Raw genomic sequence first — 12,409 nt, 5'->3', positions numbered from 1 at the left:
CGACCTCTCCACCGGAGAGGGCGGGTGGTCACGCTGGACGGGACCTGAGCCGTGACGACCGCGTCACCCGTCGCCACCCGTACGCACTGCCGACCGTCCTCGTGGGGATCGGGCTGCTCACCCGCTACGAACTCGTCGGCCTCCCCGACCGCACCCAGATCACCGACGCCGTCACCGTCTTCTGGCTCTTCGCGCTCGGCTGGGCGGCGGCCCGCGCGGGCACCGTGCCCCGGCGGCTGCTGGTCACGGTCGCGGCGCTCGCCGCCGTGCCCGGCTTCTTCCCCGGTGAGCCGCGCCACGAGCTGTTCGTCATGGCGGGCTTCGTGCTCCTCGTGTGGTTCCCCACGCTGCCGAGCGGCCCCCGGCTCAACCGGGTGGCCGGCCTCCTGGCCGGGAGTTCCCTCGCCATCCATCTGACGCACTGGCAGATCTACCCGGTCTTCGACGGCTTCTCGAAGCACCTGGCGTTCCTCGTCTCACTCGTCTTCGGCATCGCCTACGCGTGGGCGGTGACCCGGCTGACCCGGCGGCTGCGCCGGACGCGTCCCTTCCTCCGGCGCGAGCGACCCCGGGGACCGGGCCCCGCCGTCACGCCGGCGACCCGGTGTCCCCCCGCCCCGTGACGTAGGCGTAGGCCGCGGCCGGGTCGAAGGCGTCCTGGCCGGCGGGGAAGAGCAGGCCCGCCCGCAGGAACGCCGGGTCGTCGGCCGTCCCCGGTACGTACGGCACGGCGACGCACCGCATGCCCGCCGCGTGCGCGGCGGCCGCACCCGGCGGGGCGTCCTCCACGACGACGCAGTCGGCCGGGTCGGCGCCCAGCCGACGGGCGGCCTCCAGGAACACGTCGGGCTCGGGCTTGCCGCGCGGGACCTCCTCGGCCGAGACGAGCACGGGGAAGTACCCGGCGAGGCCCGTACCGGCCAGCACGGCGCCGATCGCCGTCCGGGAGGAGCCGGACGCGACCGCCATCGGCACCCCCGCGGCGTGCAGCCGCTCCACGAACCGCCGCATGCCGGGGAAGACCCGGGTCCCCGCCCGCGCCAGGTCCAGGTAGTGGCCGTTCTTGGCGGCGAGGAGCTCCTCCAGCGGCGCGGCGATCGCGTACGCGGACCGCAGCACCGCCAGGGTCTCGCGCGTCCCGATGCCGATGAAGTCCGTGTGGCGCTCCCACTCGAAGTCCGTCACGCCGTGCCGCGCCAGCGTCCTGCGCCCGGCCTCGAAGTAGTTCGGTTCGCTGTCGACGAGCGTGCCGTCGAGGTCGAAGAGGACGGCGGTCACCGGGCCCGCCCGCCCGCCGCCCGCGTCGCCTCGGAGGCCCGGCCCACCGCCTCCACCAGCGGCAGCAGCCGGAACGGCACGCGTTCGCGCAAGGCCACCTCGGTCCGCGTCCGCACCACGCCCGGCAGCCGGATCAGCCGTTGGATGACGTCCTCCAGATGGCCGTTGTCCCGGGCCACCACCCGGGTCAGCAGGTCCCCGCCGCCGGTGATCGAGAAGGCCTCGACGATCTCCGGTACGGCGGCGAGCGCGTCGCCCACCTCCTCCAGGTGGCCCTGCGTCACCTCGACGTGGACGAAGGCGAGCACCGGGTGGCCGAGCGCGGCGGGGGAGAGGAAGGGCCCCGTACCGGTGATCACGCCCTCTCGCTCCAGGCGGTCGAGCCGGGCCTGCAGGGTGCCGCGCGCGATGCCCAGGATCCGCGCGTACTCCCGCACGCTCGTGCGCGGCTGCTCGATCAGCAGCCGGAGGATCCGCGTGTCCAGTTCGTCGACCGGCATGGTCCCTCACCCTCCTCGCGGCCGGGAGGCCCTGGCATCGACTGTACCAACGGCCCACCGGCTCCCCCTCCGGCCGTGCCAGGTGCGGGACGGGCGGCGACCGGCGCGGGCCCGGGGTGGCCGCGGTACGCACGTCCGGGCCACGCGACCGCCCGGCCCGACCGCGGCCACCCGGAGCCGCCTGCCGCCCGGCCACCCGGACCGCGGCCCGGCCACCCGGAGCCGCCCGCCGCCCGGACCGCCGCCAGGACCGCCACCCGGACCGCGGCCCGGCCACCCGGACCGCGGCACGAGCGCCCGGAACCGCCCGCCGCCCGGGCCCACCGCCCGGAACCGCTCGCCACCCGACCGCCTGGAACCGATCGCCGCCAGGACCGCCGCCCGGACCGCCGCCCGCCCCCCGGAGCCGCCCGCCGCCCGACCACCCGGAACCGCTCGCCACCCGGCCCGCCCCGATCGCCGCCCTACCGCGCGGGGCGTGCCGTCGCGCGGTCCTCCGGCCGCCTCCACCCGCCCCCGGAGCCGCTGCAGGATCGTTTCTCCGACCATGGCCGAGGAGTTGGCCGAAAATCGCCACAACCCCGGTCGGAAGAGGCCCGCACACCCTGTGACCACGGTGTCGCTCCTCCGGCTGACGCGCGGGAGGTGACCGTGTGTCGCACCGGAGCACCGTCAGCGTGACGAGTACCGTTGACGGCCCATGAGCTGCGGCGTATCACTTTCGGCTAGTGCCGTAACTCTCTCCTTCCGGGAGGTGTTCCGTCTGTGGCGACGCGACGCGCGTTCCTCGCCGGCTCGACCGCAGTTATCTCCGCCACCCTCCTGCCCCCCACTCCCGAAGCACACGCCGAGGCCGGGAGCCAATTCATGCGTGATCCCCAGCTGATCGGAGTCCCGCTCTCCGACGTCCTGCTGCTCGGCGGCACCGTCGCCCCCGGCCCGACCGGGAAGCAGGCCCTCTGGAGCGCCTCGACGGGCAAACCCGCCCGTCTCAACGCCCTCGACCCCACCACCGGTGACCTCCTCGTCAGCGCTCCGCTGACCGGCGGTGACGGCGCCTGGTCGGTGACCGAAGCACCCAGCGGCGTGTACGCGGGCACCTACGGGAACGCCCACCTGTACCGCTGGTCGCCGGAGTCCGGCGAGGCCGCCGAGGACCTGGGCCTCCCGGCGCCGGGGCAGACCTTCATCTGGGCCCTCGCCACCGACGCCGCCGGCAAGGTCTGGGGCGGTACGTTCCCCGGCGGCAAGGTGTTCCGCTTCGACCCCGCCACCCGCGCCTTCACCGACTTCGGCCAGGCCGTCCCGGGCCAGACGTACGTCCGCAGCATCGCCTGCTCCGGCGGGAAGGTGTACAGCGGCTCGTACGCCGCCGCGCACATCGCCGAGCTCGACCCGGCGACCGGCACCTTCACCCAGTTGCCCACGCCACCCGGCCTCGACACGATCACCGGCAAGCCCGTCTACGACCTCGACGCCTACGACGGCCGGCTCTACGCGCGCATCGGCTCCGACGCGCCGAACCCCCTGTACGTCTTCGACCTCACGGCCCGCACCTGGTCGGCGCCCATCCCGGAGGTCCACGGCCTGAGCGTCTGCCCGCCGGGCGAGGACGGCGCCGTCTACTTCATCCAGCGCGGCGAGCTGCGCCGCTACGACCCGGCCACGGGCGCGAACACCGGCACCGGGCTGCACTTCACCGGCAAGGTGCAGAACGCGCGCTCGTTCGGCTGGGCCGAGCTCGGCCTGGCCGACTACCCCGGCCGGAGCGTCGTCGGCACCCTGTGGCGGGGCGACATGTTCCGCTACAACCCCACCACCGGCGCCCACGCCATCCTCGGGACGAAGGTCCGCAAGGAGCCGATCGACATCCAGGCCCTGGAGGCCGGCGGCCGCCGCACCCTCTACGCGGGCGGCTTCCTCAACGGCGGCCTCGCCGCCGTCGACACCCGGACCGGCGCGCCCTCCTTCCACCGCTTCGGCCAGGTCGAGGCGATCCTGCGCGACGCCGAGGGGACGGTGTGGATCGGGCAGTACCCCGACGCGCGGCTCTTCCGCTACCGCCCCGACAAGCCGTGGAACAGCCCCGAGTACTCGCCGGAGGGCCCGCCCGGGACACCGCCGAACCCCCAGGTCGTGGTCACCCTGAAGCCGGAGCTCCAGTCGCGGGCCCGCTGCCTCGCCGACGTCGGCCAGAAGGTCGCGGTGGGCACCGTCCCCGACGGCAACCGCCTCGGCGGCGGACTCGCCCTGTACGACAAGGCCACCGGCGACTGGACGTTCACCCGCAACGTCGTGCGCGACATGTCCATCATCAGCCTCGCGGCCGAGTACGGCGTGGTCTACGGCGGCGCGTCCATCTTCGGCGGCCTGGGCACCACCCCGCCGACGCGGACCGCCGGGGCGGCCTTCGCCTGGCACGTCGAGCGCGGCGAGAAGCTCTGGGAGCGGGAACTCGTGCAGGGGATAGGAGCCGTGAGCGCGGTCGCCGTGGCCGGGGGCGCGGTGTGGGCGCTCACCGGCCACTCGCTCTTCGCGCTGCACCCCGGGACGGGGGAGGTCGTCCGCCGCCTGGAGCTCGGCACCCGCAACAACGACGGCTCGATAGTCATCAGCCGCCGCAAGCTGTACGTGTCCGTCGACGGCGCGCTGATCTTCCGGGTCGACCCGCTGTTCCCCAACCGCGACCCGCAGCTGCTGGTCAACTTCCCGCACCGCCGACTCGCCGCCCACGAAGGGTTCCTGTACTTCAGCCGAGGACCCGAGCTGTACACGGTCGACGTGCGCCGCTGAGCCCGGAGCCCATTGACAGCCCGAATCGGCCCGGTTACTTTCGGCCCAGACCGAAAGTGACCGGGTTCGCGTGCCCACCCCAGGCCCAGCGGAGGCCCCACATGACCAGACGCCCCAAGCGCGCCACCACCCCGCTCGCCCTCGTCGCGGCGGTGTCACTGCTGGCCGGGTGCGGCAGCGGCGACGACGGTTCGGGAGCGAAGGACGTCACCGTCTGGATGTACCCGGTGATCGCGGACCCGAAGGCCAACTCCGCCTACTGGGCGCAGGTCGAGAAGGACTTCGAGGCGGCGACGCCCGGCACCACCGTCACCATCGAGGAACAGCCCTGGGAGAACCGCGACGAGAAGCTGGCCACCGCCTTCGGCAGCGGCAAGGGCCCCGACGTCGTGCTCCTCAACCCCGACCAGGTCCCCCAGTACGTCGCCAACGGCGCCCTCCGCCCGGTCGATCCGGCCGTCGCGTCCGTCAAGGGGGAGTTCCTCCCCAACGCCCTCACCGCCCTCTCCCACGACGGCAAGCTGTTCGCGGTGCCCATCTACCACACCGTCACCAGCACGCTCTACAACAAACGGCTGCTGGACCGCGCGGGCGTCACCAAGCCCCCCGCCACCTGGGACGAGATCAAAGCCGCGGCCCCCAAGCTGAAGCAGGCCGGCATCGCGACGCTCGACTACTCGGCGAGCAACGAGGCGACGCTCAACCTCAACTTCTACCCGCTGCTGTGGCAGGCCGGCGGGAAGGTCTTCTCCAAGGACGGCCGGAAGGCGGCGTTCAACGGCCCCGAGGGCGTCGCCGCCCTCACCTTCCTCACGGACCTCTACAAGGAGGGCGCCGTTCCCAAGTCGGCGCTCACCAACACCAACATCTTCGCCGACCACCCGCTCGGCAAGCAGCAGGTGGCCATGGGCTTCACCAACACCCTCGCCGACGCCGAACTGGCCGCCAAGACCTGGGGGCCGGGGAACGTCGTCGTCGGCAAGCCGCTCAGCAACGTGAAGCAGGTCGGCTTCGGCGTCCCCGGCGGCCTCGGCGTCAACGCCCGCTCCGACAACGCGGCGGGCGCCGAGAAGTTCCTCGCCTTCATGGCGCGGCCCGAGCAGATCCGGAGCCTCGGCAAGGCGAGCGGCTTCCTCTCCCCGCGCACCGACGTCACCGTCCCCAGCGGCGCCCCGCACGCCAAGGAGTTCCAGGAGGCGCTGCCGTTCGCCTATCCCGGCGAACCCAGCCCCGTCGCCCGCCAGCTGATGTCACTGATCGCCCCGGAGATCCAGGCCGCCCTCACCGGGCGCAAGAGTCCGAAGGAGGCCCTGGACGCCGCCGCCGGCCAGGCCGACGACCTGCTGGCGCGGCAGCGTTGACGGCGAGCACGACCGGCGAGTTGGCCGCGCCGACACCGGAGCCCGTCGCCGTACCCGACCCGCCCCGCCCGGCAGGCCGGCCGCCGAGGCCGGTGCGCCGGCGCGAGGCGCGCGTCGGCCTGCTGTTCGTGGCGCCGATGCTGCTGCTGTTCCTCGTCTTCCGGTTCGGCCCCACCCTCGGCGCGGCCTTCCTCTCCCTGACCGACTACCGGCTCAGCGGCGACTGGCGGTTCATCGGCGTCGAGAACTACGTCCGCCTCCTGGAGGACGACCTCTTCTGGGCCAGCCTCGGCGTCACCGCCCTGTACACACTGGTCTTCGTGCCGCTGACGGTGTGCCTCTCCCTCGGCACCGCCCTGCTCCTGCACCGCGCCGTCTGGCTGCGCGGCTTCTTCCGCGGGGTGTTCTTCCTGCCGTACGTCACGAGCATCGTGCTGGCCGCCGTGATCTGGAAGTGGATCTACGACGTGGAGGACGGCCTGCTCAACGCCGCCCTCGGCCTCCTGTCCCTCGGTCCCCTGGACTTCCTCGGCGACGAGCGGCTGGTGCTGCCGGCCATCGCCGCCACGTCCGCGTGGAAGGGCTTCGGCTACTCGATGCTCATTCTCCTCGCCGGGCTCCAGTCCATCCCGCGCGAGGTCACCGAAGCCGCCGTCATCGACGGCGCCACCGGCTGGCAGCGGCTGCGCTGGGTGACGCTGCCACTGCTGCGCCCCGTGCTCTTCTTCGTCCTCGTCATCGAGGCGATCGGGGCGTTCCAGGTGTTCGACGCGATGTACGTGATGACGGCCGGCGGACCGGTGCGCGCCAGCTACTCCCTCGTCTACCTGCTGTACGACACCGGCTTCAAGTTCTTCGACTTCGGCTACGCGAGCGCGCTGGGACTGGTCCTCTTCCTGGTGGTCCTGGTGTTCTCCCTGATCCAGCGCCGGCTGATCGGACGGGACGACTGATGGCGAGAATGCGACTGCCGGCCCTGCTGGTCCTGGTGGCGCTGGTGACGATGACGCCGTTCGTGGTGATGGTGCTGGTCGCCTTCGCCCCCGCGGGCGGCCGCACCCTGCCGGGGGCGCTCGACCTGACCCGCGCCACCTGGGAGAACTTCTCCGCGGTGCTCTCCGGCGCCGACATCACCCGCTGGGCCGTCAACTCCCTGGTGTACTCGCTGGTGTCCGTGGTCCTGATCCTGCTCTTCTCGTCGATGGCCGGCTACGCCTTCGCCAAGAAGCGCTTCCCCGGCCGCGAGCTGCTCTTCTGGTCGTTCCTCGCGACGCTGATGGTGCCGTTCCAGGCCACGCTCATCCCGTACTTCGTCCTCGTCTCGCGGCTCGGCGGCGTCGACACGTACTGGGGCCTGATCGTGCCGACCCTCGCCAACTCGCAGGCGGTCTTCCTGATGCGCCAGTTCATCCGGCAGCTGCCCGACGAGCTGTTCGAGGCCGCGAAGATCGACGGCGCGTCCGAGTGGCGGATCTACACGACGGTCGTGATCCCGCTGATCACCCCGGTCCTGGCCACGCTCGGCGTCTTCGTCTTCCTGTGGCACTGGAACGACTTCCTGTGGCCGCTCGTCATCGGCCAGTCCTCGCACATGCGCACGCTCACCGTCGGCCTGGCGACGCTGGAGGGCGAGAACGTCGCGGTCAACCAGATCATGGCCGGGGCGACCATCACCGTCCTGCCGTGCCTGCTGGTCTTCGGGCTCCTCCAGCGCTACCTGACCGACTCGATCGCGACGACCGGCCTCAAGTCCTGACGGTCACGGCGTGCGCAGCACGGGCAGGACGTCCGTGCCGTACGCCTCGATCGCCCGCAGCGCGTCGGCCTGCGGCATGCCCGGCGGCTGGACGCGCAGCACCACGCCGTCCGCGCCCATCGCGGCGTAGCGGCCGAGCCGGTCCGCGCACTCCTCCGGCGAGCCGATCACCGACCGGGCCGCGATGTCGTCCCACTCCTGCGCGTACCGCGCCGCGTCCGCCGACGTGCGCTTCCAGTCGCCGTACGCGTCGTACAGCGAACGCAGCGGGTCCTCCAGGGCCGCCCGCGCCAGCCGGGTCGTGGGGGCGCAGTAGCCCTCGCGGCAGACGATGACCTCCGCCCCCAGGCTCGCGGCGCCCCGCGGGTACGCGAGGTACTCGGCGATCTTCTCCGGCAGGTCGGCGTCCAGCTCGTTGAACGACGTCGTCCAGCCGTCGCACATCCGCGCCGTGCGCTCCAGGGACGCCGAGACCCGGCCGCCGTTCCAGATCCGCGGCCGCGGGCTCTGCACCGGCCGGGGCGCGAGGAACGCCCCGTCCAGGGAGGTGAAGCGGCCCTCGTGGCTCACCTCGTCCTCGGTCCACAGCCGCGTCAGCAGCTCCAGGCACTCCTCGAACCGCGGCACCCGCTCCCGCGGCGCCGTGCCGTACAGGGCGAACTCCTCCGGCCGGTACCCGAGCACGAAGCCCGCCGTCAGGCGCCCGCCCGAGAGCACGTCGACGTGGGCGAGCGTCTCCGCCAGCCACACCGGGTGGTAGACGGGGGCGATCAGCCCGGCCGTGGCGAGGCCGATCCGCTCGGTGTGCGCCGCCAGGTAGGCCAGCGTGGTGACCGCCTCGTGGTAGCCGGGGCGGTGCAGGTGACGCTCGCCGAGCACCACCCAGGAGAACCCGGCCTGCTCGGCCAGCCGCACCTGCTCCACGGCGTCGGCGAGCCGCGGCCGGTCGGCCTTGTCGGCGTACAGGTTGACGTAGAGACCGAGGCGCATGGCACCGGTTCCTTCCTTTACGGTCCGGGCCGTAAAGGCTAGCGTGAACGCGCACCGTGGCGACAGACCGTCAGACAAGGGGCCGCTCATGTCCGCGACCGAGGAACTCACCGCCCGGCTGCGGGGCACCGTCCTGCCCGCGGTCCTCACCCCGATGGACACCGCCGGGAGCGTCGACCTGCCCGCGCTGCGCCGTTACGCCGAACGGATCGCCGCCGAGCGTGTCGGCGGCGTCGCCGTCTGGGCGCACACCGGGCGCGGCCTGTGCCTCGCCCCCGCCGACCGGCGCCACGTCATGACGGTGTGGCGCGACGTCCTGGACGTGCCGGTCGTCGCGGGCGCGGGCGTGCCCCGCTCGGAGCGCGCCGCCACCCAGCCGGCCGCCGAGGACGCCACGGTGGCCATGGCGGTGGAGGCGGCCGGCCTGGGCGCCGACGCCGTGATGGTGTACCCGATGGCCCGTTACGGCGGTCTGCCCGACGGGGTGGAGCGCGCCGTGGCGCTGCACGAGCGGGTCGCCGCGGAGAGCGGTCTGCCCGTGCTCGGCTTCTTCCTCCACGCCGGCGCCGGCGGCTACCCGTACCCGCCGGAACTGGTCCGGCGCCTGCTCGCACTGCCGTCCACGGCCGGCATCAAGATCGCCACACTGGACCGGGCCGTGGACTGCCAGGACGCCGTCCGCGCGGCGCAGGGGAGCGGACGGCTGGTCGTGACCGGCGAGGACCGGATGTTCGGCCCCTCCCTGATGTGGGGCGCGGACACGGCCCTCGTCGGCATCGCCGCCGCGCGGGTGGGGCTGACCACCGCCGTCCTCGACGCGTGGACGGCCGGTGACGCCGGTGCGTTCCTGCGCGCGTCGGACCGGCTCGACCGGTTCGCGGAGGTGACGTTCCTCGCCCCCATCGAAGGGTACGTACGGCGGATGATGTGGGCGGCCGTGTGGGAGGGGATCATCCCCGAGGAGGCGGCGCACGACCCGTACGGCCCACCGCTCCCGGAGGCCGAGCGGCATGCCGTCGTCGCCTGCCTGGAAGAGCTCGCCACGGCGGGCGAGGGCGCCGCCGCGGACGAGGGCGCCACGGTCTGACCGGGGGACGTCCGGCGCGCGGGACCGGGGCGTCGTGCGTGCCCGCGTGCGGTGGGGGCGCCGGGCGTGCGGCGCCGAGCGCCGGCGGGCCGGATGCCGTCCGCCCCGCCGGACGACCGCGCGCCGGCGCTCACACGGGCGCGGCCCCGTGGTGCAGCGCGTGGACCCGGTGCAGGGCGCGGGCGATCCGGTCCACGTGTGCCTCCGTGTACCCCTCGGTCCACGGCAGCGCCAGCAGCGTCCGGTCGATCAGCTCCTCGGCGCGCGGGCACAGCCCCCGCTCGCCACCGGGCACGGCCGGATTCGCGTACAGCGGGCGCTCCAGGTAGCCGGGCAGGGCCGGCACGCCCTCGTCGCCCAGGGCCTCGGCCCAGCGGGCGTTGTCCTCGACCAGCAGCGGGACCATCCACCACGCGTGCCCCGCCGGCCGGCCGGCGAGGGCCACCCCCTCCAGCCCGTCGAGCGCCGCGACCAGCCGGCCGGCGCTCTCGCGGCGCGCCCGGACGACGCCGGCGACCTTGGCGAGCTGCGCCCGCCCCACGGCCGCGACCAGCTCCGGCATGCGGTAGTTGAGCCCCGTCTCCCGGTGGATGCGGCCCTCGGAGCGGTCCCAGCCCTTGTCCATGAACAGCCGCATCCGGCGGGCGAGCCCCGGGTCGTCCGTCGTCACCAGACCGCCGTCGCCGGTGGTGATGTGCTTGAACTGCTGCAGGCTGAAGCAGGCGACGTCGCCGACGGTGCCGAGCAGCCGCCCCGCGCCGTCCTCCGCCAGCCACGCCTGCGCGCAGTCCTCCACCAGCGGCAGGCCGTGCCGGTCGCAGACCTCCCGCAGCCGCCGGACGTCGGCGGCGCCGCCGAAGAGGTGGACGGCGACCACCGCCTTGGTGCGCGGCGTGATCGCCGCCCGGACCGCGTCCGGGTCGAGGTTGCCGTCCCCCGCGAGCACGTCCGCGAAGACCGGACGGGCCCCCAGCGCCAGGACGGGGGCGACCGTGCCGAAGTCGGAGACGGGCGTCGTCACCACCTCGTCGCCCGGTCCCACCCCGCACGCCACCACCGCCAGGTGCAGGGCCGCCGTGCCGGAGGAGCACGCCACGGCGTGAGCACGGCCGTACAGCCGGGCCATCTCCGCCTCCAGCGACCGCGCCTCCTCCCCGAACGCGCTGCACAGCACCCCGGAGTCCAGGACCCGCAGCACCGCCGCCCGCTCCTCGGCGCCGATGGTCCTGCCGCGGGGCTCGAGCACCGTGGGCAAGGGGATTTCCCGTTCGGGCATCGGGTCACTATCCTTCCGCCAGAGACGCCGTTGTGGTCTGGGCCGAAATTAGGACCCCCATGGACGGGCGTCAACAACCCCACGGAAAGCACCCCCGCACGACTGCGGAAGAGGAACGGAGACCGGCCGATGGCGCTCACGGTCGGGGTGATAGGGCCCGAGGACCTGGTGGACCGGGTCGTCGCGGTCGCCGCGGACAACGGGGCCGCCCGGTTGCGGGCCCTGCCGTACCGGCACGAGGACGAGACGTGCGACGTCGTGCGGGACGGGGCCGGCAGCGCGGACGCCCTCCTCTTCACCGGCGTGGTCCCGCACACGCTCGCCTCCCGCGCCGGGCTGGTCGACCGGCCCGCCATGTACGTGCCGTACAGCGGCGCCACCCTGTTGCGGGCGCTCGTCGAGCTCCTCCGGCTGGGGCACGACGTGTCGCGGATCTCCATCGACACGCTCGGCCGGGCCGACGTGACCGAGACGCTCATCGAGGCGAAGCTGCCCACGGAGCACGTCCGCGTCCTGCCGTACCGGCCCGGCCTCACCTCGGCGGACCTGGTCGACTTCCACCTCGCCGCGCACGACCGGCACGGCGCGACGGTCGCCCTGACCTGCCTGGGATCGGCCTTCCACCAGTTGGAGCACCGCGTCCACACGGTGCGGCTCGCCCCGTCGCGGCACTCCATACGCGCCACCCTCCAGGCCCTCGTGCTCGCCACGGCCGGCGCGCACAGCGACGACGCCCAGGTGGCGCTGGGGATCGTGGACCTGCCGGCGGGCGACGACGGCCTCGCCGCCGACCTCGCCGTCCTGGGCGCCAGCCTCGCCGGTCTGCCCGACGGCAGCCGCCTCGCGGTGACCACCCGCGGTGCGCTGGAGAAGGCCACGGACCAGTTCACCCGACTGCCGTTCCTCGACGGGCTCGCCGCCCGGCACGGCGCCGCCCACGTCGGGTTCGGCCTGGGCCGCACCGCCGCGGAGGCGGAGGCGCTGGCCCGGCGGGCGGTGAACCGGGCCCGCTCGGTCGGCCCGGTCGCCGGGGTCGTCTGCATGAAGGACGACGTCGACATCGTCATCGTCCACGAGGCCGGGGACGACGCCCCGGTCGGGGCACCCGAGAGCACCGGGCTGCTGGCCCGGCGTGTCGGGCTCGACCCGCGGACGTTGGAACGGCTGCGGGAACTCGTCGCCGCCGGGGCCGAGCCGGGCATCACCGCGCACCGCGTCGCCGAGCACCTCGCCGTCCAGCAGCGCACCGCACGGCGCATCCTCAAGCGGCTGGAGAGGGCGGGCGTCGCCGTCCCCGTCGGCAGCCTGCAGGAGGGCAGGACGGGCAGGCCGCCCACCGTCTACCGCGTCAGCATCTAGGGGGTGGCT

11 protein-coding genes are annotated in these 12,409 nt (G+C 73.9%); 7 read left to right on the top strand and 4 right to left on the bottom strand.

The window, feature by feature from the left end; all coding sequences use genetic code 11:
* The first annotated feature begins 101 nt into the window (after nucleotides 1–101).
* Nucleotides 102–623 (top strand): hypothetical protein, encoded by a 522-nt coding sequence (locus ACF053_RS26355; protein WP_391956267.1) that lies wholly within the window; start codon nucleotides 102–104, stop codon nucleotides 621–623.
* Here the strand turns inward: ACF053_RS26355 and ACF053_RS26350 are convergent.
* Nucleotides 589–1,278 carry an HAD family hydrolase gene (locus ACF053_RS26350; protein ID WP_391956266.1) on the bottom strand — a complete coding sequence of 230 codons (690 nt, stop codon included), beginning with the start codon at nucleotides 1,276–1,278 and terminating at the stop codon, nucleotides 589–591. The genes ACF053_RS26355 and ACF053_RS26350 overlap by 35 nt on opposite strands.
* Nucleotides 1,275–1,778: an Lrp/AsnC family transcriptional regulator gene (locus ACF053_RS26345; RefSeq protein ID WP_391956265.1), complete on the bottom strand. Its 504-nt coding sequence runs from the start codon at nucleotides 1,776–1,778 to the stop codon at nucleotides 1,275–1,277. Before ACF053_RS26345 ends, ACF053_RS26350 begins: the two co-directional genes overlap by 4 nt.
* An 867-nt stretch (nucleotides 1,779–2,645) precedes the next feature.
* Between ACF053_RS26345 and ACF053_RS26340 the strand changes: the two genes are divergently transcribed.
* The 4 genes from ACF053_RS26340 (at nucleotide 2,646) to ACF053_RS26325 (ending at nucleotide 7,688) form a co-directional block, all read left to right on the top strand.
* Nucleotides 2,646–4,571, top strand: coding sequence for a hypothetical protein (locus ACF053_RS26340; RefSeq protein ID WP_391956264.1), 1,926 nt, complete (start codon nucleotides 2,646–2,648; stop codon nucleotides 4,569–4,571).
* A gap of 101 nt (nucleotides 4,572–4,672) precedes the next feature.
* Entirely contained in the window at nucleotides 4,673–5,932 is a 1,260-nt protein-coding gene (locus tag ACF053_RS26335; RefSeq protein WP_391956263.1) for an ABC transporter substrate-binding protein, read from the top strand.
* The gene (locus ACF053_RS26330; protein WP_391956262.1) at nucleotides 5,929–6,885 is read left to right on the top strand and encodes a carbohydrate ABC transporter permease; all 957 of its coding nucleotides are present in this window, start codon (nucleotides 5,929–5,931) and stop codon (nucleotides 6,883–6,885) included. Before ACF053_RS26335 ends, ACF053_RS26330 begins: the two co-directional genes overlap by 4 nt.
* Nucleotides 6,885–7,688: a carbohydrate ABC transporter permease gene (locus ACF053_RS26325; protein ID WP_391956261.1), complete on the top strand. Its 804-nt coding sequence runs from the start codon at nucleotides 6,885–6,887 to the stop codon at nucleotides 7,686–7,688. The genes ACF053_RS26330 and ACF053_RS26325 overlap by 1 nt, the downstream gene beginning before the upstream one ends.
* Nucleotides 7,689–7,691: 3 nt before the next feature.
* Here the strand turns inward: ACF053_RS26325 and ACF053_RS26320 are convergent, their stop codons facing one another.
* The gene (locus tag ACF053_RS26320; RefSeq protein ID WP_391956260.1) at nucleotides 7,692–8,678 is read right to left on the bottom strand and encodes an LLM class flavin-dependent oxidoreductase; all 987 of its coding nucleotides are present in this window, start codon (nucleotides 8,676–8,678) and stop codon (nucleotides 7,692–7,694) included.
* Between the two features lie 88 nt (nucleotides 8,679–8,766).
* Here ACF053_RS26320 and ACF053_RS26315 point away from each other — a divergent pair, with 88 nt between their 5' ends.
* Nucleotides 8,767–9,765 (top strand): dihydrodipicolinate synthase family protein, encoded by a 999-nt coding sequence (locus tag ACF053_RS26315; protein ID WP_391956259.1) that lies wholly within the window; start codon nucleotides 8,767–8,769, stop codon nucleotides 9,763–9,765.
* A 130-nt stretch (nucleotides 9,766–9,895) separates the two neighbouring features.
* Here the strand turns inward: ACF053_RS26315 and ACF053_RS26310 are convergent, their stop codons facing one another.
* Nucleotides 9,896–11,041, bottom strand: coding sequence for a DegT/DnrJ/EryC1/StrS family aminotransferase (locus ACF053_RS26310; RefSeq protein WP_391956258.1), 1,146 nt, complete (start codon nucleotides 11,039–11,041; stop codon nucleotides 9,896–9,898).
* A 129-nt stretch (nucleotides 11,042–11,170) separates the two neighbouring features.
* Here ACF053_RS26310 and ACF053_RS26305 point away from each other — a divergent pair, with 129 nt between their 5' ends.
* A complete protein-coding gene (locus ACF053_RS26305) occupies nucleotides 11,171–12,400 on the top strand; it encodes a hypothetical protein (RefSeq protein ID WP_391956257.1) in 1,230 nt (409 codons plus the stop codon).
* Nucleotides 12,401–12,409 lie beyond the last annotated feature (9 nt).

This window comes from Streptomyces kanasensis (assembly GCF_043077165.1).
Classification (GTDB): Bacteria; Actinomycetota; Actinomycetes; order Streptomycetales; family Streptomycetaceae; genus Streptomyces; species Streptomyces changanensis.
The sequence above is the reverse complement of the archived record's forward strand: the minus strand, read 5'-3'. Positions and strand labels throughout refer to the sequence as shown.

Bases quoted from the DNA above. Each gene is read 5' to 3' on its own strand.
- ACF053_RS26320 (WP_391956260.1), bottom strand. From the start codon at position 8,678: ATGCGCCTCGGTCTCTACGTCAACCTGTACGCCGACAAGGCCGACCGG.
- ACF053_RS26340 (WP_391956264.1), top strand. From the start codon at position 2,646: ATGCGTGATCCCCAGCTGATCGGAGTCCCGCTCTCCGACGTCCTGCTG.
- ACF053_RS26345 (WP_391956265.1), bottom strand. From the start codon at position 1,778: ATGCCGGTCGACGAACTGGACACGCGGATCCTCCGGCTGCTGATCGAG.
- ACF053_RS26310 (WP_391956258.1), bottom strand. From the start codon at position 11,041: ATGCCCGAACGGGAAATCCCCTTGCCCACGGTGCTCGAGCCCCGCGGC.
- ACF053_RS26305 (WP_391956257.1), top strand. From the start codon at position 11,171: ATGGCGCTCACGGTCGGGGTGATAGGGCCCGAGGACCTGGTGGACCGG.
- ACF053_RS26335 (WP_391956263.1), top strand. From the start codon at position 4,673: ATGACCAGACGCCCCAAGCGCGCCACCACCCCGCTCGCCCTCGTCGCG.
- ACF053_RS26315 (WP_391956259.1), top strand. From the start codon at position 8,767: ATGTCCGCGACCGAGGAACTCACCGCCCGGCTGCGGGGCACCGTCCTG.
- ACF053_RS26325 (WP_391956261.1), top strand. From the start codon at position 6,885: ATGGCGAGAATGCGACTGCCGGCCCTGCTGGTCCTGGTGGCGCTGGTG.